15 protein-coding genes and 1 tRNA gene are annotated in these 23,458 nt (G+C 46.4%); 5 read left to right on the top strand and 11 right to left on the bottom strand.

The window, feature by feature from the left end:
• Nucleotides 1-29: 29 nt before the first annotated feature.
• Together ACFQY8_RS02950 and ACFQY8_RS02945 are read right to left on the bottom strand one after the other, a co-directional pair.
• A complete protein-coding gene (locus ACFQY8_RS02950) occupies nucleotides 30-971 on the bottom strand; it encodes a glycosyltransferase family 2 protein (RefSeq protein ID WP_377938421.1) in 942 nt (313 codons plus the stop codon).
• Between the two features lie 14 nt (nucleotides 972-985).
• Nucleotides 986-4,018, bottom strand: a complete 3,033-nt coding sequence (locus ACFQY8_RS02945; protein ID WP_377938420.1) for an RICIN domain-containing protein — start codon at nucleotides 4,016-4,018, stop codon at nucleotides 986-988.
• Nucleotides 4,019-4,232: 214 nt separating this feature from the next.
• On the opposite strand from ACFQY8_RS02945, the gene ACFQY8_RS02940 reads away from it, so the two are divergent.
• Nucleotides 4,233-5,078, top strand: a complete 846-nt coding sequence (locus ACFQY8_RS02940; protein ID WP_377938419.1) for a glycosyltransferase — start codon at nucleotides 4,233-4,235, stop codon at nucleotides 5,076-5,078.
• Here ACFQY8_RS02940 and ACFQY8_RS02935 read toward each other — a convergent pair.
• The 4 genes from ACFQY8_RS02935 to ACFQY8_RS02920 all read right to left on the bottom strand — a co-directional run bounded on the left by ACFQY8_RS02935 (nucleotide 5,075) and on the right by ACFQY8_RS02920 (nucleotide 9,201).
• Nucleotides 5,075-6,061: a glycosyltransferase gene (locus ACFQY8_RS02935; protein WP_377938418.1), complete on the bottom strand. Its 987-nt coding sequence runs from the start codon at nucleotides 6,059-6,061 to the stop codon at nucleotides 5,075-5,077. The two genes, ACFQY8_RS02940 and ACFQY8_RS02935, sit on opposite strands and share 4 nt — an antisense overlap.
• A 19-nt stretch (nucleotides 6,062-6,080) precedes the next feature.
• Nucleotides 6,081-7,142, bottom strand: coding sequence for an NAD-dependent epimerase/dehydratase family protein (locus ACFQY8_RS02930; RefSeq protein WP_377938417.1), 1,062 nt, complete (start codon nucleotides 7,140-7,142; stop codon nucleotides 6,081-6,083).
• Nucleotides 7,143-7,205: 63 nt separating this feature from the next.
• Nucleotides 7,206-7,934, bottom strand: a complete 729-nt coding sequence (locus ACFQY8_RS02925; RefSeq protein WP_377938416.1) for an IspD/TarI family cytidylyltransferase — start codon at nucleotides 7,932-7,934, stop codon at nucleotides 7,206-7,208.
• 85 nt (nucleotides 7,935-8,019) lie between these two features.
• On the bottom strand, nucleotides 8,020-9,201 hold the full coding sequence (locus ACFQY8_RS02920) for a LicD family protein (RefSeq protein ID WP_377938415.1): 1,182 nt from the start codon (nucleotides 9,199-9,201) through the stop codon (nucleotides 8,020-8,022).
• A gap of 159 nt (nucleotides 9,202-9,360) precedes the next feature.
• Between ACFQY8_RS02920 and ACFQY8_RS02915 the strand changes: the two genes are divergently transcribed.
• The 3 genes from ACFQY8_RS02915 to ACFQY8_RS02905 all read left to right on the top strand — a co-directional run bounded on the left by ACFQY8_RS02915 (nucleotide 9,361) and on the right by ACFQY8_RS02905 (nucleotide 12,285).
• Nucleotides 9,361-10,785 (top strand): UTP--glucose-1-phosphate uridylyltransferase, encoded by a 1,425-nt coding sequence (locus ACFQY8_RS02915; RefSeq protein WP_377938414.1) that lies wholly within the window; start codon nucleotides 9,361-9,363, stop codon nucleotides 10,783-10,785.
• A gap of 141 nt (nucleotides 10,786-10,926) precedes the next feature.
• Nucleotides 10,927-11,011: transfer RNA gene (locus ACFQY8_RS02910), tRNA-Ser, on the top strand.
• Nucleotides 11,012-11,091: 80 nt separating this feature from the next.
• Nucleotides 11,092-12,285 (top strand): acyltransferase, encoded by a 1,194-nt coding sequence (locus ACFQY8_RS02905; protein WP_377938413.1) that lies wholly within the window; start codon nucleotides 11,092-11,094, stop codon nucleotides 12,283-12,285.
• A 46-nt stretch (nucleotides 12,286-12,331) separates the two neighbouring features.
• Here the strand turns inward: ACFQY8_RS02905 and ACFQY8_RS02900 are convergent, their stop codons facing one another.
• A complete protein-coding gene (locus ACFQY8_RS02900; RefSeq protein WP_377938445.1) occupies nucleotides 12,332-13,711 on the bottom strand; it encodes an amino acid permease in 1,380 nt (459 codons plus the stop codon).
• 194 nt (nucleotides 13,712-13,905) lie between these two features.
• On the opposite strand from ACFQY8_RS02900, the gene ACFQY8_RS02895 reads away from it, so the two are divergent.
• On the top strand, nucleotides 13,906-15,345 hold the full coding sequence (locus ACFQY8_RS02895) for an RNA-binding domain-containing protein (RefSeq protein WP_377938412.1): 1,440 nt from the start codon (nucleotides 13,906-13,908) through the stop codon (nucleotides 15,343-15,345).
• 134 nt (nucleotides 15,346-15,479) lie between these two features.
• Here the strand turns inward: ACFQY8_RS02895 and ACFQY8_RS02890 are convergent, their stop codons facing one another.
• The 4 genes from ACFQY8_RS02890 to ACFQY8_RS02875 form a co-directional block, all read right to left on the bottom strand.
• Nucleotides 15,480-17,759 carry an exo-alpha-(1->6)-L-arabinopyranosidase gene (locus tag ACFQY8_RS02890; protein ID WP_377938411.1) on the bottom strand — a complete coding sequence of 760 codons (2,280 nt, stop codon included), beginning with the start codon at nucleotides 17,757-17,759 and terminating at the stop codon, nucleotides 15,480-15,482.
• A gap of 224 nt (nucleotides 17,760-17,983) precedes the next feature.
• Nucleotides 17,984-20,095: a beta-galactosidase gene (locus tag ACFQY8_RS02885; protein WP_377938410.1), complete on the bottom strand. Its 2,112-nt coding sequence runs from the start codon at nucleotides 20,093-20,095 to the stop codon at nucleotides 17,984-17,986.
• Nucleotides 20,096-20,436: 341 nt separating this feature from the next.
• Entirely contained in the window at nucleotides 20,437-21,780 is a 1,344-nt protein-coding gene (locus ACFQY8_RS02880; protein ID WP_377938409.1) for a glycoside hydrolase family 30 protein, read from the bottom strand.
• Between the two features lie 161 nt (nucleotides 21,781-21,941).
• Nucleotides 21,942-23,207: an MFS transporter gene (locus tag ACFQY8_RS02875; protein WP_377938408.1), complete on the bottom strand. Its 1,266-nt coding sequence runs from the start codon at nucleotides 23,205-23,207 to the stop codon at nucleotides 21,942-21,944.
• Nucleotides 23,208-23,458: the final 251 nt, after the last annotated feature.

The following is a 23,458-nucleotide window of genomic DNA, read 5'->3' as shown; positions in this document are numbered from 1 at the left end:
CCCTATTACCTCTATCTCCCACAGACTTTTTATTTCCTACGGATATACTCAAACATATTCGTTGTCTCGACAAATTCTTTACGGTCGTTTTTCGCAATGACATCCAAGATAATACCAGCAATTATCAGTAACACACCTGTAAGGATAATGAAGAAACTTCCAAACAGCGTGGGGAACTGTAGAACTTGTCCCGTTTGCCAGAACTTGATAAAAATAGGAACCATCAAGCCGATGCCTATGAGCGCAAAAAGTAAGCCAACCGTACCAAAGAATGGAAGTGGCTTATATTCACGAATCATACGGAAGATTGTAGAAATTACTCTTACGCCATCGCCTACTGTTTCAAGCTTAGACACAGAGCCTTCAGGACGGTCGCGATACTGAACAGGAATTTCATAAAGCTTGAGATTCTTATCGAGACTATGAATGGTCATTTCTGTTTCTACTTCAAACCCGTGTGCTTGAATTGGGTATGTCTTTACAAATTTAAAAGAAAAAGCGCGATAACCAGTCATGATGTCCTTCACATCAGATTGGAATAACATGTTGATAGAATCACGCACAAGCGAATTACCAAAATTATGGAATGGTCGTTTATTTTCCTGAAAGTAGGTGGAACTTAAACGGTCACCGATGACCATATCATAGCCTTCAAGGACCTTCGCTACCATATCTGGTGCAGATTCCGCTGGGTATGTGTCATCGCCATCTACCATGACATAAACATCTGCATCAATATCATTAAACATAGACTGAATAACATTACCTTTGCCTTGACGAGGTTCAGGACGTACTATGGCACCCAAAGAATGCGCAATTTCAGCAGTATGATCTGTCGAATTATTGTCATAGACATAAATTGCCGCTCCTGGTAGCGACTTCTGAAAGTCTTGCACAACCTTAGCAATAGTAACTTCCTCGTTATAACAGGGAATAAGCACTGCGACTTCTGGTTTTTGGGTTCCACTCATATTTGTAGTATAACCTAACGCTTTAATAACCACTGCTGCCCTTGAGAATTATTACGTTCCCATAACTGTACATTGGTATTATTAGCAGTATTATTCGCGCTCACATCGAGTGCGAAACTCTGGTTGACGCGAGATAAGAAGGTATACGTCCCGTTACTATTCTGAATGGCAATCCACTGCTGTGCGTAAGAACCATTTGAATCATATTGCTGGATATTTTGACCGCTTCGTGCAATAGCGGAGTCTAAGTCGAGAGCTTTTCCTGTTTTCTTACTCGTTATAGTTATATACCCTTCAGCATTATGGGTGATAACCCACTTCTGTGCATCACTTCCATTGCTAGACCAAATTCGAATATTCGTATAATTTGCAAAGGAACCCGAACTAAGATCCATGACAGCAGTGCTCTTTTGCGGACGTACAAACTGATATGTACCGTTAGAAATAGTACTAGCATGAGCCTGAGCATACGTAAGTAATTTCCACTTCTGAGCTGTCGTCCCATTAGCTGTATAAAGCTGAACATTTGTGCCATTGGACACCCCATTTGATGTGACATCCATGACAAATGACACATTAAGACCTGAATGGAAAGTGTATGATCCATCGCTATTTTTCACAGCAATCCATCTTTGCGCATCTGTTCCATTTGCGGCATACTGCTGCACATTTTGAGCATTTCTAGCAATACCAGAGTTCACATCAAGTACTTTGCGAGATTCTTTATTCGTGATAATGACATACCCCTCAGAATCATGCGAGATAATCCAACTTTGTGCATCTGTGTCATTTGCAGAGTAAATTTGAGCATTTGCAGCATCCGCATGTGACGCTCCTGAGATATCGAGCACTTTATTCACATTAGTTGAACGCGCAAAGTTATACGTTCCATCCGGCAAATCGCTGTAATGATCAAGTGCAAAATGAGCATCATGAATGTCGCTCGAAGACGGTGTCGATACACGCCAATTCTGCGCAGTTGTGCCATTGCCTACGTACGTTTTCACATATGAACCAGATGTAGAGTTTGCTCCTGGCACCTCCATAAATTTTCCAGAGCCTCTGCCTTGGAATGAATATGTGCCATCAGTATTCTTACGAACTATCCATTGCTGTGCGCTCGTGTTATTGGAACTGTACTGATCAATTGACGCACCATTGTCCGTATTGTTCCAAGCAACATCAATTACTTTACCTGAGCTCTTGTTTACTAAGGTAAACGTTCCGTTACCTACCTGCCTAGCGATATAGAGCTGAGCGTTAGAACCGTTCCATCCCCAAAGACGGATAGGTAACCCATCATTTGATGATGCTGACTCGATATCTAGAGATTTAGATGTATTCAGTGCAGAAACAATTTTGACTGTTTGATTATCAGTCAATGATTGCGTTGAAGCGAGGTAAAATTTCTGAGCGTTCGAGTTATTTGGTGTGTATAGTTGAACTGCCGTGCCATTACTCGTCGATGCTCCTGCTAAGTCCATGACCCAGTTTCCTAGAGCTGATTGAAGTATGTACCCTTCACCACTTTCACGTATGAACCATCTTTGCGCAGTCGAACCATTAGAATCCCACTGCTGAAGTTTTGCATTATTTTTTGCATCTGCGGAACTCACGTCAATTGCCTTACCAGAATTAGCATTCACAATGGTGTAACTTCCATCACTCTGACGAGTAAACTTGAACTGTTGAGCAGCTGAATTGTTGTACGTATAAACTTGCATCTGTGTACCACTATTGGTACTTGCTGAAGGAATATCTACAGAAATCTTTTCGCTCAACTTAGAATCTATGTAATAATTTCCGTTTGGAATGGTAACCATAGGAAGACTGCGCACATCAAACTCCGCCACATAGCTCGCATTCCCGAATGCATTGATATCCACATTTCCACTGATGCCGTTGACCTTGCCACTTGAGGAGTACTGCCATCCACGCGAATTTGTATTCCACGCTGTGAAGCCCATGTATGCCCCGTACTGCGCTACCCAACTTGTGTTTTGCCAGATATAGCTACTCTTCAAATTGCTATTCAAGTAGCTCGTATACGAGTACACAGACGTGTTGGTATATCCGCGAGCGCTCATAGTGGACTTAAACGAGGACACAAGCTGAGCATTAACGTTTGGATTCGTCGATGGCGCATGACCGGTCCATGTCCACCGCTCCATGTCATAAAATACTGGGTATGCCATGTCCTGCGCACTTACGCCAAGGTCACGAAGTACATCTGCGAGAGAATTTGCTTCCTTGACGGACTCGCCTGTGCTCGACGAATATGAATACCAATACACACCAAACGGGATACCTAAGCGTTTGAGCTCGCTGATATTACGTCGTGCCCAATTGTCGGGACCATTTCCCCAGCCGTACCCTGCACGGACGATGACACCTTGGACGTTTCCGGTAGCTTTGACTGCATCCCAATTGATATTTCCTTGCGCATAGGAGACGTCGATGACGCCCTTTGCTTGCTGGACGAACAGTTGACCGTTGTTTTGGAAGAAAGCTGGCGTGCCATTATACGTGCCCCAGTGAGCACCATAGGAATTGTTCGGCAAACTCACATTAGTGATGTGCGTAGCAGATTGAGCGGCACGAGTGCGGCGACTCGAAGAATTTTCAGTATGGGTAGCGTCCTCTTCAGTCTGCTTATCTATCTGCTCCTTGACCTCTGAGACAGGAACTGGAATGAAACTTTCTCCATCTGTCTTTGCAAGTGGCTCTGGCTGTTTGTCCTGTGTACCGACGATGTTTGGGTCGGTTACCTTATCACCAGTTTTGATATCATACACATTGCCACTATCATCCGCCGCGAGGTTTTCCGATACGACAGTTGCATCATCAGGTACACTCTGTGAGATACTTTCAGGAAGCTTTTCTTGTGGATTTTCTGGGATAGAGGAGCTCGATACTTCACTGCTTGAGCCTAGATTGTCAGCGACGGTCTCATCCGCCGCGTACGCTGCCTGTGGGATAGATACTCCTCCAACGGCCATTATCGCGGCTATAGCAGCAACGACAGCATTTTTTGTAAGCTTCTTCATCTTCATCCTTTTAGCGGGAACTGAAACGTCCACATTTCTCAAATTTCAACTCCCCTCATGATAAAAGTAAAAGAATGAAAATTTTGAGAAGACAGTGAGAAGTGAGGTAACCCGTACAAGGTCCACACAGGTCCTGCATAAAGTCTTTACAACCTATGCAGTTTCACTGGATTTTGTATCTGCTCATGCCTGCACACTCGATATACTTGAAATCATGGATTTTTCTGTGGTAATGAGCGTCTACTCAAAAGATAGGTTTGACAGCATCCGTCGCGCTATCACGTCTATCACCACCGATCAGATTTGTAAACCTGCTGAAGTCATCATCATCGAGGATGGTCCCGTTGCAGAAGAAGTCGAGGCTTACCTTTCATCCCTTGAATCTTCATCCGCGCCCATCACGATAATTCGCCTGCCGCACAACCGCGGTCTTGCACACGCACTCAATGTAGGGGTGAGAAACACTTCTACCGACTGGATAGCACGTATGGATGCTGACGATTATAGCCTTCCATACCGTTTCGAGCGCCAGGTCACTTATCTCGAGTCTCACCTAGAGGTGGATGTACTCGGCAGCGCTCTTCAAGAATTTACAGAGCCGCAGTACGATCACATTATATGGGGAGAAAAACGTCTACTGCCACGTTCTTCCTCAGAAATCAGCGCTTATGCGCGCTTTCAGTCGCCTGTACACCACCCGACGGTCATGATCCGCAAATCAGCATTGCTGAGTGTTGATGGATATCCAGAAGATTCTGGACATTTCGAGGACTATCAGTTGTGGGAGCGAATGCTACTGAACGGTGCTCAGTTTGCTAACATCTCCGAGGTTCTCCTCGGATACCGCGTAGACTCTGGCGCATATAATCGCCGCGGTGGCTGGCATATGATGCGAGACGAGATTGCACTCCAAAAGCAGTTCTACAAGGACGGTTTTACCTCTCGCAGTCAGTTCATAAGAAATGTCATCATTCGCGGTCTCTACCGACTTGTTCCCACGAGTATCAAAAAACCGCTGTACCGGCTTCGCACAGCGGTAAAAAACCACAATACTGTTTAATTCTCGTCAGTTCTCGAATTCCTCTCGAATTCTTTGAGCACAGTCTCTGCTTCAGGACTTGCAGCAAGTACTTCAGCATTGGAGAGAGGACGCCCACTTCCAGCTTCCTTCCACCCCTGTCGAGCATATGTGAGAATCGCGCTCTTATCCTTTGCGCGGGCCACGGTCTCCGCCCAGCGCTTCACCGTCGCCAAACGGTAATAAATACGCTCTTTTCCTGTAAAGTTCACTTTCGCATACTTAAAGAGCCACTGTTTGTTGCGCACTTCAAATCTAAAACGAGCACCAGGATCGGCATTAGACGACCCAAATACCTTTGTCTTGTGCTCGACGACACTTTCAGGCACATAGTACCCAGTCGATTCCTTCAGAAGGCGCGTCGTAAATTCGAAGTCATCATTCCATAAGAAATATGCGCCAATGGGTAGTGCTTTGCGAGCGCGAATTTCATGTGCGTTGATACAGCATGACACGAAGGAGAAAGAACGCGCCTGATATGCGCCGTGAGAATGTGTGAGAGTCGGTGCACCGTGATGGATCCACCGACGCGCGCGTGGCTTATTCATCAAATGCTCGCGTCCGTCTATCCACACCGCTTTCGAGCCTACGATGACAGGCTCGTCGCCATTAACTCTTTCAGCTTCATTAATGGCTTCAACGAGCTTTTCGAGGGCTGTCGGGGTAGGCACCGTGTCATCGTCCATAATCCATACATAGTCTGTATCCGTCTTACGAGCTGCAAGCGCGATACCTACTGCAAAGCCGCCAGCACCACCGACATTCTCATTGAGTTTCATAAGCTCCGGTTTCGACGGATGCGACTCAACAACGCTCACCGCGCCACCTGTACTTGCATTATCGACGACGATGGTGCGAGCAACGGGATATGTCTGAGCTGCAAGACCATCGAGACACTCTTTGAGAAGCCTCTCACGGTTATAAGAGACAACGACAGCGGTAATGCGCAGAGATGTGGAAGTCATATAGCTATACTAACAACTCTTAATCCTCGACTGAACGTGCACGCTCGAGGAAAGTAAAGGTACGTTCAATAGTCTCATCAAAACCAAACTGGGGAGACCATCCTAATGAGCGAAGTTTACTATCGTCGAGCTGAGCAAGACGCTTGAGTTCAGCACGACTTGCTGTATCCGTCGTATGCGCTGGTATATGAACGTTAATTCCTGCACACTGTCCAATCTTTCGAGCAAACTGCGCAAAAGTCACCATATTCTCAGAATTTGTGACGTTATACGCATGACATGGCTCTCCTCTAGAAATTATCGACAGAATTCCTGAGACACAGTCAGCGATATACGCAAACGTTCGGATTTGCTCACCAGTGGATGTCAACGAAATGTCACGACCTGCAAGGGCATCTCTAAAAAATTGTGCGCTTGCTCTGCTATCCGACGCTCTAAACTGAGGACCGATAACATGGGATGGACGCGCTATACGCACATCAATACCATACTGCGTAGCATAACTTGCACAAAGTGTCTCTGCAGCACGCTTCGATTGCGGATAGCAGGAACGTGCGGAGAGTATATCAAGCACACCTTGCTCCTCCTCTTTGACACGATGCTCCTGCATAAAGTAGCCATATATCTCGCCGCTCGATATGTAAAGTGTTCTCTCTACGTTATGTGCGACTACATAGTCAAGCACGTGGGATAATCCTTCTACGTTACTGAGCATTGTGCGCACAGGAAATTGTGCAAATGAAGCGGGATCTGCAGGGGATGCCGCGTCTATCACGATGTCAGGAGTCCCATAAAGGTCTTGTATCGTAGTATCGGTACTCCACGAGGCATCGTTGATATCAACCTTCACGGTACGAACACTTGACGTATGTGCAAAGAGATTTTTTAGCCTTTCCTCACTCCGGCCGCAAGCGATAACGCGTGCGCCAAGTTCGCATAGTGTAAAGCACACCGTACTTCCAATAAAGCCACTCGCGCCAAAGACAGCAACGGTCTTCCCTTGAAAAAATTCTGGAGAAATCACTGATTGTGCAGCACGACGCGCATCCTGGATATACATATCACTGTATATATCATCCATACAATTTACCTCGCTAAAACGTATAGAGATACGAATCCCGAATTAATACTACGGTAGGGTAAATTAGCCTTTAAGCCACGATGCTCGTTCAGCACCTAGCAACGCTTTAAATATATCGATGTCGTCAAGCGTGGTTAACTTAATATTTTTCTCCGAGCCGGGCGTGAAATGTACGCTGCGGCCAAGTTCGATAGCGAGAGTACATGAAGCAACCGAATTGGTAATTCCTTGCTTACGTGCATCTTCATGCAAATCAAGTAACGTCCCCAGCGGGAATCCCTGTGGTGTCTGGGTTCGTTTCAAGCTGTCTCTATCAATGACAGCGCGTGAACTTGCTCGTAACGCATCAGCATCATCAATCTCTAGCATCGCCTCAGCGCATGGAATAGCCACTATTGACGTGCCAAACTCACGAGTATCTTCTATACAGTGTGAAATAATCTCATGCGAGATCATAGGACGAATGGCGTCATGTACAAGGACGATATCATCTCGAGAAAAAGTAGAGCTCAAGAATTCTAGACCATTGCGTATAGATTCCTGACCGTTGCTTCCGCCGGAAACTATGCCACATAATTTTGTGATGTTAAATTGATGAGCATACGCCTCAAGAGCCGTCTGCCAACCATCTATGCACACGATAACAATCGCATCAATGAGTGGGTGCGATTGGAATGCCTCACATGTATACATAATAATAGGTTTATCGTCAACGCTTAAAAACTGTTTAGGCAAGTCTTGCCCCATACGATTTCCACGACCACCTGCGATAATTAATGCGATATTTGCCATAAATCCTCTAGCTTAGTTTCCTTTTGCTATCTTTGTTATCTGATTCGCTATCCTCATTCGATATCTCAAAAGAAGGTACGACAGACTAACCATGAAGATGCTCGTCAGAAATATACTCTTCAATCGCCTGACGTACTTTATCATCCTTCATGACGTCCTGAGACACATGCTCATAGTGCAGCCCAATATCGTTAGGTAAATCATAAGGATTCCTATATGACTCTTCATTGAAATAGACGTACTCTCGTGGTACTGGATATCGATGCCCTTCAAATTCTAATAATTTCGTAGGGAACATATTATGAAGCGAAACATTCCAATGGAAATTCCGTGGAGCGTCCAAATTGTCAATAGAACGGATGATTGCATGCGCATCTTGTTTACTACAGATAACGTGCTGATTCCTCAAATCTTCTATCGCGTCGTCAAAAGCAGTAGCAATAATCTTCGCATCCTCATTATGGGAGTCTAAAGCGTCCATGTACGCAGATTCAGTCGCCGGAATCCAATTCTGAAGCTGATCACCTTGCGCCTCAATCTCACGCAATCGAGCCCTCACCCGTGCCCTTGCCAGAGAGTTCTTCTTTACTAGACTCTCATCCACAGCAGGACACCAATCAAAGATGAAAAGATCGATAAATCCAGGGACATTATCCCGTGTGGAATGCAAGCGAATCTGCTTACAGTCAGCATTTCTATCCCACACTACGGTGACAGTAAACTTATCACTTCCTTCAACTTCGCGATTGTTGATGAGTTTGATAAGCTGCATCAAGCTGTCACGCATGATGCCTACATCAAGATCATCATCCCACGGGATGAAACCAGCATGTCTATCAGCTCCCAGCAATGTGCCGCCGATAAGCCACCAGTTATCGATATCATTATCTGCGCAAAAATCAGCAAACTCGTGGAGCAAGTGCGCTAAGGCAAGTTGCAGAAGACGTGCCCCTCCACGCGCTTGCGGCAAAGACTTAAAGAAAGCTCGACGCTGATCGATGCTTCCCGACCCGTCACCATATAAGCCCCAAAAACGAATGTTCTGCTTGGCATCCACAGCACGGGCCTCATCGATGATAGTGCGGTTCTGCTCTTCCAATGGCTGTGCGCGGTCATCAATGTGACGGTGAAGAGAATCAAATGAATCCTGCAATGCATCTATGCGCTCTTCGATATGCTTAATCTCTCTTGCCTCCCATTGCGCTTGAGCACGAAAAGACCTTGCTGAAATTGGAAGTAGTGACTTCATTGTATCGATAATTCCCATGTCAACTCTAACTTTCTTGCTCGTGCAATGTTGCCATAAGTTTATCAATGACCATGCTCACGCACACATCATCTCGCTATCATCTCACGTATATTCACAGCTACTTTGCATAACATGCGCTAGACTGACCATAAGAATGTGAACTTTACGGAGGTTTTCATGGCTAACGGTCTTGAAGCATGCATCAACCGCATGCGCGATGCACAGATGAGCGATACAGCAGTCGCTCAGTTCCAGCGCATGTATGAGGCATGGGAGGCAGATGAGACGGGCTGGATACATGAATCCGACGTCACTCCTATGACAGATATCGTTTCCGTCGCTGATTTCCATGACACAATGCCTACTCGTACAGCACGTGCAGCACTGGCAAAGACCGCAATCTTAAAGCTTAACGGTGGTCTTGGTACATCGATGGGGCTAGATGGACCGAAGTCTTTACTTCCAGTGCGTCGACACAAGGCACGCCAGATGCGTTTCATCGACATCATCTTGGGGCAGGTCGTCTCTATGCGCGCTCAGCATAAAGTACAGCTTCCATTGATTCTTATGAATTCTTTCCGCACTTCGAAAGACTCTTTAAGCGCGGTACGTCATAATCGTAAGTTCCATCAAGATGATATTCCTTTGGAAATCATCCAGCACCGCGAGCCTAAGATTACCGGACATAACGGCATGCCCGTATCCTTCCCTAAGGATACTGATTTGGAGTGGTGCCCTCCAGGGCACGGTGACGTATACTCCACGCTGTGGGAGTCGGGAATTTTAGATGTTCTACAAGAGCATGGAATTGAATATCTCTTCATTTCTAATTCCGATAATTTAGGGGCGCGTCCGTCGAGCATCATCGCAGGGTATTTTGCACAGTCCCGATCCGACTTCATGGTAGAGGTATCTCGAAAAACACCAGCAGACCGTAAAGGTGGACATTTCGTCGTGGACAACGCCACCGGTCGTCTCATACTGCGTGAAATGAGTCAGGTACATCCTGACGACAAGGCCGCTGCAATGGATGTTCATGTGCACCCGTACTTCAATACCAATAATATTTGGGTACGCATCAGTGCTCTGAAGAAAGTAATGAAGAAATACAACGGCATACTTCCGCTGCCAGTCATCCGCAATAATAAAACCGTAGACCCTACAGATTCATCTACTCAGCGAGTGGTTCAGCTTGAGACGGCAATGGGAGCAGCTATCGGACTTTTCGACAGCGCACAGTGCATTGAAGTTACCCGCTCTCGTTTCCTACCGGTGAAAACAACCGAGGATTTGTTTATCCTGCGATCCGATCGTTTCCACCTGACAGATTCCTTCGAAATGGAAGATGGTAACTATATCTTCCCTGACATTTCCCTCGACCAGCGCTACTACAAGAACATTCATGACTTCAATGAGCGTTTCCCCTACGGAGTGCCATCACTGGCTGCTGCTGCAAGCGTGACTGTCGAAGGTGACTGGACATTTGGACGTGATACCGCATGTTTTGGCGATGCGCATCTAGAAGATACGAATAGACCGTCCTATGTGCCCAATGGAGAATATATCGGTTCCAACGGTATCGAACCGGATACGTGGCAATAGCCACATATGCTCTCAACTGTTCTTAACACATGGAGCACGCGTGACACACGGAAAGGCAAGACTTGAAAAGGTCGTGCCTTTTGTGTTACTATATCCAAGTTGTCTTTAGACGCTGAACTTTAGGAATCTTAAGACATCAATGGAGAATTCGCCTAGTGGTCTATGGCGCACGCTTGGAAAGCGTGTTGGGTTCACGCCCTCACGAGTTCGAATCTCGTATTCTCCGCCCGTAAAAGGAGGTCTCACGAGAGACCTCCTTTGTTACTATATGGACCCACTTACTACCACGAACTGAACTAGGAGCAAATGGTGCATAACCCAGATACCATAGCACATACTCCGCGTAAGCGAATTGTAGGATACGATGCTGCAAAAGCTATTTCCATGTTTTTGGTAGTTCTCATCCACCTTACTTACTACACAAGCGCGTTCCCTAATACGTTCTTCTCTTCCACTATTTCTAGCCTGGCAGTGTATTGCTGTCCAGTATTCTTTATGGTCAACGGGGCTCTTCTACTACCACGGACCTTTAGCTTCAGCAAGCACTTTAAGCGGACTGGCATGCTTATCGGCATTGTATTTTTATGGCGGTGCTTCTCCTTTATCCCCTATTTTCTTCTCAGCTCGCCACATCTCAATGCACATGAAGTAGTCTATTATCTTCTCATGGGAAATATCGATAGTCTTCCAACAGGCTACTTCTGGTTTATTAATGCCCTAATCGGTATCTATCTGATATACCCGTGGGTAAAGCTTATTTTTGACCAGAAGGACAAAAGATATCTTTATACAATGATGGGAGTTCTTGCAGTTTTTAGTATTCTTCTACCATCTATTCAAAACATCCTCCACATTGTAGACCACTTCTTTGGACGCAATTTTGCGAGTTTGTTCAATTCGATAGAGGAACTTAACGTATGGGGACAGCGTGGCAATGCTGTACTATACTTCCTTCTTGGCGGACTACTTGGCAAGAATGTTGTTGCTCATAATTCCCCTGCTAACAATCCTGACGACATCCATACATTGCCAACTCACTCACAATCACAGCGTTTCTTCTCTCGCTTTGCTCATTCTCCAGTATTTCTTCTTTTATCTTTCATCGTGATGCATGCGATTGTGTCGCTCATACTCCTTAGCGAGCGGCAATGGGACCCTACTCGTCTATTTGCAGACGACGGTTACCGGCTATTACCATCTTTTATGGGTTCTATCATTCTGTTTCTCTTGTGCTTCTCGGGGAAAATACCACGGTGGCTCGCGGTTTTTTCAGAGTTCATCGGCAAGAACACCTTTGGAATTTACATGCTCCATGTCTTCTTCTTACTAGCGATTCATAACCTACAAGCGCATGGGTTTTTGCTGCTTGAACCATCGCTACCTACGTGGCTCTCTGTGCTATTTAATCTTCTCCTCGTCCTCGCAGTTGTAGTACTTACAGCAGCCGTGTCGGAGCTTGCAAAGAAGATTCCATACGTGAGGAAGATGTTTACTCTCTAGCTTTCTCTGTATCTTCTGCGACGGTTCAAACGCTAAGAGCTATTTCCTATCTCTTACTCTTATCTTCTTCATTTGCGATTCTACGCGCACCCTTCTTCACTCGAGCGCGTACGTAATACCACGCATAGCATAGAAGGACAAAAGGAACCATAGCGAGTACAGTCATACGCTGCGACTTGTCAAAGAGGATAAGAACAAGAGCAAAAGCGCTCAAAATAAGCGCAAGAATAGGAATAAGGGGATATCCTGGCACTCTATACGGTAGCTCAGCGACGCTTTTGTTCTCACATTTAAGCTCTTTACGGAACAAAATCTGACATATAACGATGATGACCCACACAACGAGAGTCGACAACCCCGAAACTGCAACTAGCGCCAAGTACACTGTGTCTGCTGCGTACACAGAAGTTAGCAAAGTCAAGAGACTTCCTGCCATCGACACGAGTACAGCCGCGACAGGGACCCCGTACTTATTCGTATGCGCTAGACGTGAAGAAATCATATCCTCTTTTGCAAGAGACCACACCATGCGCGCGCAAACGTACAGTCCGGAATTTGCTGCAGAAAGTACCGCTGTGAGAACCACAAAATTCATGATGTCAGCAGCATAGGGAATGCCGATAGACTGAAAGACCATGACAAATGGTGATGTCGTAACGCCAGACCTATGCCACGGGATAAGTGCTGCCATCACTCCAATAGAGCCGATAAAGAATATGACGAGACGAAAGACGGTCGTGTGCACTGCTTTCGGAATGGCGATGTGAGGATCTTTTGTTTCCCCAGCTGCTACCCCGACAACTTCTGTACCAGAAAATGCAAAGATGACTGTCAATAGTGTAGAGAAAATAGGCAAAATTCCCGTAGGAAACCATCCATCAGAGAAGAAATTTGAAAACCACGGAGCAGTATGCGTACCATTTAATGGCGCAATTCCCACTATTGCAGCTGCTCCGATGAGGATAAAAGCTGCAATCGCCGCCACTTTAACGCTTGAAAACCAAAATTCAGCTTCGCCATACATGCGCACCGACAACAGATTTAGTACAAGCACTGCCACTATAAATACTGTCGACCACACCCATGCGGGAGAAGCGGGAAACCAATACTTCATAAGCATCCCCGCAGCAGTAAACTCCGAAGCGAGTGCGACAGCCCAGTTGAGCCAGTACAAGATAGCTACAGTAAAAGCCGTTCCAGGACCAATAAATCGTTTGGCATACAAGTGAAAACTTCCTGCGTACGGCATCGTCACAGAAAGCTCTCCTAAACACAGCATGACACAATACACGAGTAACGAACCCGCCGCATACGCGATAATCGCGCCAAGCGGTCCCGCAGCATGAATCGTCTCTCCCGAGCTCACGAACAGTCCCGTACCGATGACACCGCCGAGGGAAATCATGGTCAGGTGGCGCGATGACATGTGGCGTTTGAGCTCGTTAGCATGCTTATCTGGCAGTTCGCTTGATACCTTATCTAGTGGCTCATCTGTCGACATAAATCACGCTCCGTATTTAAGAATTAGCAGCAATTCACGCATACCTCATTAGGTTTCTTAAGTCTACTTCGAAAATCTAACTTTCCTTATTCTACCGGTTCACTATTAAAATTAGTTTCATGATTACGCATAATGGCACTCCTCTCGAAGATTACGCGCATCGACTTGAAGGTCAGTATTTTGACCGTAAAAGTTGTCGAATTAAGCCAAAGGACGTCGTGAGACATGTTATTGCATTTGCTAACGCATCTGGTGGAATTCTTGTCATTGGGATTGAAGACGATGGAGCGGTACGCGGTTTTACTTCTGACTCCGAGAAAGAGGCTAATCTAATTGAAAATGCACATATAGTTGGCTGTACTCCAACGCCAACTGTAAAAAGTGAACGAGTACGAGTAAATGATAGCGAATTCATTATTGTACTTCACATTGAAGTATCCACTCACGCAGTTATTCGTAGCAAAGCAGACGCTAAAGTCTATTTACGCATCGCAGATACAAGTCGCGAACTATCACACGAGCAAATTACTCATCTGGAATATGAAAAGAATCAACGTGCATTCGAGGACGAAATTGCATGGGGTTCATCAATCAATGATATTGATACTACCCTATTAGCCGAGTATAAAGACAGGCTTCACACTTCAGTAAGTGACGAGAAATTACTAACGAGCCGCTCGCTTATGCGCGATGGGCAACTAACCAATGCAGGCGTGCTCCTCTTTTCTCAAAACCCCACAAAGTTTCTTCCTCAAGCGCGAGTGCGAGTTCTTCGCTTTGAGGGAAACCAGATGGAAGCCGGACGCGATTTTAATCTCGTCAAAGATCAGCCATACGATTTACCTATTCCACGCATTATTCAGCAAGCGTCCGTCCTCATCTCGAGTATGCTGCGCGAATTTCAATATCTTTCCGATGATGGAGTTTTTGAAATAATTCCTGAATACCCAGAATTTGCTTGGTTTGAGGGACTCGTCAATGCTGTAATTCATAGAGATTACTCGTTCGCGGGAGATTACATACGTATATCCATGTTCAACGATCATCTTGATATTTTTAGCCCCGGTGCGTTACCAAATAATGTAACACTCGAAAATATGCGCAGTACTCGTTATGCGCGCAATCCACGTATCGCACGAACTCTCGTAGAATTTGGCTGGGCACGTGAACTCAACGAAGGGGTTGGACGCATCTATACGGAAATGCAAAAAGTATTTTTACATGACCCAGAGTATAGCGAGCCAAATCATTCTGCCGTACTCCTGACGCTCAAAAATAGTATTACCTCTCGCGCTCTAAGAACACAAGATACCATCGAGGATAAGATTGGCACGCAGAATTTTAACGACTTGACAGCAGACGAGAAAATCGCAGTAAATCTCGCATATACGGAAGGAAAGGTTACAGTTAAAACTTTTGCAACAGCAATTTCCGTAACACCTACTACAGCTCGAAAAAAGCTCAAGAGTTTAGCGCAAAAGAACGTTCTTTCGTGGCACGGGCATAATAGTAAAGATCCGCAACAATACTACTCACTAACGAGTATTAACGAGTATTAACGAGTATTAACGAGTATTAACGAGTATTAACGAGTATTAACGAGTATTAACGAGTGAGAGGACTCTCCTATCGAACGGAATTAAGTCCTCTCATCTCATTTTGATATACGCTTGTTTATGTTAGCTAAGAAATATTACCCATTCGCACGCTCAGCCGCATAATCCTCCAGCAGGAATTGCGTAAGTTTCTTACCATCCTTGCCAAAGAGAACTGCCATAGAATTGACTGGCATAGATTCAAGGAACATCTGCACGCCTAAATTATCCTCAGGAATCGCAGGAAGCTCCCCCGCCCTGCCAAGTTCAATCATATGTTCCACAGCTTTTGCCCCAAACAGATCTGCTTTAAATTCGCCGTAGTTTGACCATTCATTGAGCGGCGCGTAGTAATGATCACCTTCAAGGGCAATGGTTTCACGTGAAACAATGTCGCGCGACGATGTTGCTACCTCTACTCCATATGTACCCTTAACTACTCGCCAATTGTTGGATTTTTCTGACCAATAAGCGAATGCACGAGAGTCAAGCCCAATCTCCACCTCAGCCAACTCACCAGCTTTAAGGAATACCTTCTTGAAACCTTTAAGCTCGTGGACAGGTCTCTGAACAGGAGTGGTATCTGCAGGGTTAACATACACCTGCACAACCTGTGCACCGTCAACACTGGAAGTATTCTTAACCATCGCATGAACGAGAGCGGTAGTATCTGACGTCGCCTCTACTTTCACGTCCAAAATATCAAATGTTGAATAGCTCAAGCCGAATCCAAATGGATACGCCACATCTACGTCAAAGGTGTCATAGTACCGATACCCCACAAAGACACCCTCACCATAGTCTACCGTCTGCTCGCCACCTGGCCAGTTGACCATAGACGGGTCATCCTTGATGTCGAGCGGGAACGATTGCGCAAGTTTGCCGGAAGGATTTGCATCGCCAAACACGACATCAACAACGGCGCTGCCGCCCGCTTGCCCCAGCAGCCACGTTTCAAGAACTGCTTTGGCATCATCTTGCCACGGATTCATTTGAACTGCAGAACCATTGGAAAGAGCCACCGCTACATTGGAGTTGACCTTTGCCACGTAAGACAATAACTCAAGCTGCTTCGCTGGCATATCAAGATGCGTACGATCAAAGCCTTCAGACTCCTCAGCCTCTGGAAGCCCCATGCAGAAGAGAACTACATCAGCGCTCTTCGCTGCTTCTAGCGCTTCTTGTGTCAGAGCTGCATCTTGTAGCGAATTATCTAGAGTAAATCCAGGAGCAAAAGTATAGTGTGAGCCTCGCTCATCCAACTCGTCTAGGATGGTTGTCATCTTCGTCGGATTAATATGCGACGAGCCGCCTCCCTGATAGCGCGGTGTGCGAGCAAATTCGCCAATGACCGCTACGTGAGCATTCGGCGCGAACGGCAGGAGTTTATCCTCATTTTTAAGCAAAACTATAGATTCCTGAGCAGCGCGACGTGCTACGCGATGATGCTCATCCACATCAAAGACAAAGCCTTCCCTACTCATTGCCTCTTCAGCCTTCGCTGTAAGTTCAAGCATTCCCTGAGCCATCATGTCAATTTGCTCTTCAGAAATTGCACCGTTCTTTACAGCTATAACAACCTCATCATCTGTATAGCTCGGGGGCATCTCGAGGTTCAGCCCCGCGTTGAGGGCAGCCGCACGATCATGCACTGCTCCCCAATCGCTCATCACAATTCCCTTAAATCCCCACTCGTTGCGCAACACATCTGTCAAGAGCCAACGATTTTCTGAACCAAAAACACCGTTAAGGCGGTTATATGCGCACATAACGGTCCACGGTTGCGCGGTTTTCACGATGTGTTCGAAAGCCGGAAGATAAATTTCACGCAGGGTACGTTCAGTTATGCGCGCATTGATACGCAGACGATCCGTCTCTTGATTGTTTGCCGCAAAATGCTTGAGAGAGGTGCCCACACCTTGAGACTGCACTCCTTCAACAATGCCTACTGCTTCATGCCCCGCAAGGTACGGGTCCTCTGACCAATATTCAAAGGAACGACCACCAAGAGGATTTCGTTTAATGTTGACGCCCGGTCCAAGGATGACAGCGACCTTCTCCTGCACACACTCCTCACCCATCGCCTTGCCGACTTCGCGCACCAAGTCTGGGTTCCATGTACTCGACATACCTGCCGCTGGCGGGAAGCACGTCGCCGGAACGGTGTTTGCCATATCGAGCGCTGCGGTTTCAGAATTTTCCTTGCGCAAACCATGAGGACCATCGGTAAGCATATAACCTGGCACACCAAGACGGTCAATCTTTTGGAAGTGCCAAGCATCCCCACCAGACGTGAGGGAAGCCTTCTCTTCGAGAGTCAAATCTTTCACACTTATCGTGTTCACATCATTCGCCGCATTCGTCATTGAATTCTCCATTCACTTTTACGTAGTATGTAGCAACCTGCAAAAAATTGACGGAGTGTCGTGAGAAATCGCGCATACTCGCCGGTATTTTTTGCAGATCGAAACCTTTTTATCCATCGTAGTGGCGGCACACTTCAGAAGGAAGTGCCGCCACTCACATTTTTGCATTTTGCGCTTTTCTTGGATGTTCTATACGTTCCTAGCACTATCCGGCATAAGCACCATCTGCAGAGACCCTATCCCAAAATGACAGCCACATTCCAGCGACCGACTGTGATGGACTCGCCTTCAGTCACAGAGGTCCCGCGCGTGAGAGAAGCCTCCTCACCCGTGAGTTTGCCATCTTGCCCGATAACTTCTGGAGCGACAAGCACTTCACCCGACACCGGGGAGGCAAACGTTACAGGCTCAGCAGAGTAGTTCAGTAAGTACGTAGCCTTCTTACCTTCTGGAGTTATGGTCTGACGCACAGTGACTACGCCTGCCAGCTGAGCGCCAACCGGCGTAATACCTGCATGAGCCACAGCCTCACGCAAAATCTCGCGAGCAGCTTCAACACTTGGAATGACAGCAATGTATTGAGCATCACCCTTGCCGAATACGTGCCGCGTAATCGCCGGATGTGAATCCCATGCGTAATGGTCATATGTGCCCAAAACCTCGAGATTATCAGCCGTTGGATTAAGCATCTCAGCAATTGCTTCAGCTGTGAAAGTTTTGGCAACGTTCCCGGAGACTGTCACCACATCATCTGGGCGAGTGAACTGGTTGTAGCTCACACCGAATACATCAGTGAGGCTGTGAGGAGCCGCATCTTGCCAGACCTTTGTATCGTTATTTGTCACAAATGATCGAGCTGACGATACTAAGTGACCACCCTGCTCTACGTATGTGCGCAAATTATCAATAACCTCTTGCTCAGCAACATACAGCGCCGGAGTAATGACCATATCGTAACGATTGATACGCTCAGACTCAGAATTTACTGGGATAATATCTGCTTCAACGTTGAGCTCAAAGAGGGCGTCATAGAAACGACGCACCACATCGTTGTACGCCATACCTTGTCCATCAGGGAAACCAGTTTCAATGCGGAACCAGTTGAGTGCAGTCAGAGCCTCGTTCGACACCATGATTGCTACGCGATTGTTCTTCTTCGAATGAAGCAAACGACCTCCAATTTCTGGTGATTCCATTTCTCGTCCAAAAATACCAGCTTCTTCGTAAGTAGGATTCTTTGCAAAATCATGGGACAGTACACCCTTCCAATACGTTTCAAACGAATTGTGAATGGAATGCCAATGCCAGTACATCACACCATCTGCGCCATTTGCCACATGCGAATATGCCTGGAGACGCAACTGCCCTGGGTACGGAAGCCACCCGTGCTGCCCCTGCGCTTGTGTCTCAAGAACGATGAAATTACGTCCATCCTTGACATTACGCGACAGATCGCCGCCGAATGCAATTTCCTTGCCTGTCAAATGTTCTTCAGTCGGATGATAGATATCAACGCCTGCAATATCAAGCGCTTTGCCAGCATCAAAATGATTGACAGCAGGCTGTACACCGAAGGAGTAGCCACGCCATTCGTAGTCAAAATTCTGAGTCACAAATTGGCCATCGCGCGCATATTCTCGCACGATGCTTGCCTGCCATGCCAAATACTCAGTAACTACTCCGCGGCGGAATTCGTCAAACGCCCCACGAAGAGACTGATTGATAGAGCCAGACACATCAGGGAAATTCTCCCACGAATCTACGCGATTAGACCAATAATCCAAGCCAAACGCTTTATTCATCTCATCGGTAGAGTCATGGAAACGCTTGCGAAGAGACTGTACAAAAAGCTTCTGCATGTCTGGAGAGCAGGAATCGTAGTACTTCGTCTCATTGTCTACTTGGAAACCGATGACCTGCTTGTGTGGGGCAGTGTGAGATACGAGCTTACGAATAATGCGTTCTGCATAGAAGCGATACGTCCCATTGACGATGTCCATGTTCTGACGAGCACCATACTTTGCTTGTCCCGAGTTATCCTGTACCGCGAGCACATGAGGGTCAAGCTCAACAAGCCAGCTCGGCACCGCAGCAGTCGGAGTACCAATGATGACCTTGATACCAAACTTTTCAGCTGCCGCAAGCGCGCGGTCTACATGCTCAAAATTGAAGACACCTGGCTCAGGTTCTTCTGTGCTCCATGTAAATTCAGCGATGCGGATGACGTTCATCCCTGCCTCGCGCATCATAGCGAAGTCCTCTTCGATACGATCAAGATTATGAGGAAGGATATATTCGTCGTAGTATGCCGCACCAAAAAGGAACTGATTTGTATGTGTCTTACTCATGGTCTTTATTCCTTACGTTTTCTTAAATTTTATGCTTTTCTAATAGGAGAAGAGCAATATAGCTACTGAAGAAGATATGCATGGGCGCTCTAACGTGCCGTTTTTATCGATGCCTTTATGCGCTTTCTCACTATTTTGTGCAAGTCGGGACATTTTTATACTCATCCAACTCGATTTCACCTCATATAAATGTGCCAACCTGCACAAAACTTGAAAAAACCGCGAGAACTACCTACTATTTTCGCAATAATCTCGCGGTCTTCTCCGCAATTTACACAACTCACGCACTTACGTTTACATGCACTTATTCGAATGTCGCAAGCTGCACAAAACACCCAAAACTAGTCAAGCACGAACGTATTAAAGGAACGCGCCTTCAATGTGACATTCAAGCCCTGCTCAGGATGCTCCGGATTCGCAAAAGCGAATGGCATATCCTGGTTGAGCGCATTTTGTGCAACGACAACGATTGTGTCATCCGGATTTTCAAATGCGATGGCCATGGAGTTGAAATGTCCCGACGTGCCGAGGACGCGAGCGCCAGGCTTGACGTACTTCGCAAAATGCTTCATGACATAGTACTCAGGATTACGTGTCACTTCGCCGGTCTTAGAGTTGACAGTAAAGAGCGAGTTTTGCATCCATCCCCATGTAGACACTACTTCGGTGAGCACCATATTCCAGTAGGTATATGTGGTCGCACCATTCTTGAAGTAATGGTTCATCAAATGGAAAATATACTCTGCATAATCCCACGCATTTTCGCCATTGCCACACTCAGATTCAGTTTGGAAGATTTCCATCTGTGGCCACGACGAATGAGTACGTTGTACAGCCGCTCGTCCTGCCCACTGGTAGCCAATGCCCTTGATATACTTGCGAGCATCCTCATCGAAAAGGATATTGTCCACCCAGCGATTGTAATTATCCATACGCATGCCATAGCCGACACCCGTGAACGCCATATCTTCCGGACCGTTCAACGTACCTAGGCAAATCTGTGTGTCGATGCCTTCACGTTCGAAGGTTGGACCAAGATAATCGCGGATGAAAATCTTCATATCCTCACTGTCATACAAGCAGCTTGGGAATTTCTGGTCTGCGAATACTTCGTTCTGTGGGAAGAGATGTGTGACCTTGATGCCTTGCGCTTCATAGGCTCGTACGTACTTGACAAAGTAGTTCGCGTATGCCTGGAGATTTTCTGGAGTCATCACGAGACGTCCGAAGTTGTACACCTTAGGGAATTTCATCCACGTAGGAGGTGACCATGGCGAAGCGAAAAGCTCGAGATTTGGCTGATACTTTTGAGCTCGCTTAATGTAAGGAATCAGTGTCTTTTCATCGCGTGCAATACTGAAGTCTTTCAGCTCTAAATCACCGTCAGTTTCGTCATAGGAATACCAGTCGAGCGAAAAGTCATTTGCCCCCACCGGTGCGCGGTTGAAGACAAAATTCATCTCAGATGGATCGAAGAGTTCCTTGAAGACTTCTTCAGCATCTTCAGCAGATGCTTTTTCAGTTAATGCCTGATAGCCGAGCTCATTGAAGCATCCACCAAAGCCACGTACTGCTTGGAATTTTTCTCCTGTCAGTTGGAAGTCTTCTGACTCCTGTACGGCAGTTGTATTGATCGCGTTATCGACGAACTTATCGTCCTGCGTTGTAGAAATCCACGTTACCATTGTGATTACCTTGCCTCTTTGCAATTGATATGAATAATTGTGAATAAACCAGAGCGCACCGTTCATGCCGAGGATGGAAAGATAGAAAGCATGATATCGATACGCTCTGAAATTATGAGTTATTTCTTCTTATAACTCTCTTCTGCTGCAATGGACATCTTTTACTTCGTAGAGCGAATCATGAAGAAGAAGACCACTGCGAGTGCTGAGAAGACGATTGCCGTTGGGAATACAGCAGCGTAACCAACAGTCGTAGCAAGTACACCGGTCAAGATAGGACCAGCCATCTGGCCGAGAGTTGTCGCGATATTCAAGATACCGAGATCTTTACCTGCTTCCTCCTTGTTTGGAAGCACATCAACGTTGAGCGCCTGATCTACTGCACCGTACACTGCATAGCCGAATCCTGCAAAGATCGCGAATCCAAACATGGACCAGCCAGTCTTGAAAATCCACGGCAATGCATACCCGATAGCCATAAGAACGCTTGCAAGTGCTACGGGGACCTTGCGCTTACCGATCTTGTCAGAGATGAAGCCAGAACCAAGAGAGCCAATCAAGCCAAAGATCATGATAAGCACAGACATTGTAGCGATAGTCGCCCCGGAAGTTTTCTTGTCCTGACCGATGTAATCCTGAAGGATATAAAGCTGATAATTCGTAATCATATAGTAGCCGAAGATGAGAAGTGTTCGCCCACCAAATGCGAGCCAAAAATCACGAGCACCCTTAGTAGGCGGGATGAAAGAAGCCCAGAACTCTGCCCAGCCTGCCTTTACTGGAGGAAGGTCTGCTGAAGACTTTTCTGTCGGCCATACAAGAATAGTGATAATGCCGGAGATACCCATGAGAATACCAGCGGCAAGGAATCCTGGCAAAGTATTCGAAATGAAATATGCGGCAATGATGGTACCCACGGACTGACCGACAGTCTGACCGAGAGCCATAAATGCAGACATAGAAGCACGCATATCTTCAGGGATTCGATCGGAGAAGGATGCGATAACTGGCGCAATCATGGCGTTCAGGCCAAACATGCATACGCAGTACCAGAATCCAATAGTCCATGGGTTCGTGGAAATGCCCGTAAGGAAGAGGGACACGCCACCTACAATACCGCCACCCAAAATCCACGGAGCACGACGTCCGAAGCGAGAGCGGGTACGGTCAGAAAGATTTCCAAACAAGAGGTTTGACACGAGGGACGCGATAGCCGTGACCACATTTAAGACAGTGAAGACCTTGGTAGCTGCATCCGCATCGCCCAGCACATCCTTCATATGTTGTGGCAGCAAAACCGCAGATACGATAGTTAGCCCCCCCATCCACAGCAATGCGAAGAGCAAATACGCACCATAGTAGCGTATCTTCTCCAGCCCTGTGAGTTTAAGCTGCGCCGTTTCAGCTACAGTTGTTTCGTCACTCATAATATCTCCTTTGATGAGCGTCGTCATCGAAACTCTTTTCAGAGTGCTCTAAATGTGAACGTTCACATTTAGAGTTTCTAGCGTAACATAGAATTAGTTAATCGGGCAAACAAATTATGAAAATGACTTACGATTGTCCGACATGTGAGCATACTGAGCTCTACACTAATGCCGCTGAATGCAAACAATACTTAGCCTTACTGCACGGCACTCCCCTTTGAGAGCCTTATACGCTAAACTATTACCGTACT

The sequence above is a fragment of the Alloscardovia venturai genome (assembly GCF_042676605.1).
Lineage (GTDB): Bacteria > Actinomycetota > Actinomycetes > Actinomycetales > Bifidobacteriaceae > Alloscardovia > Alloscardovia venturai.
The sequence above is the reverse complement of the archived record's forward strand: the minus strand, read 5'-3'. Positions and strand labels throughout refer to the sequence as shown.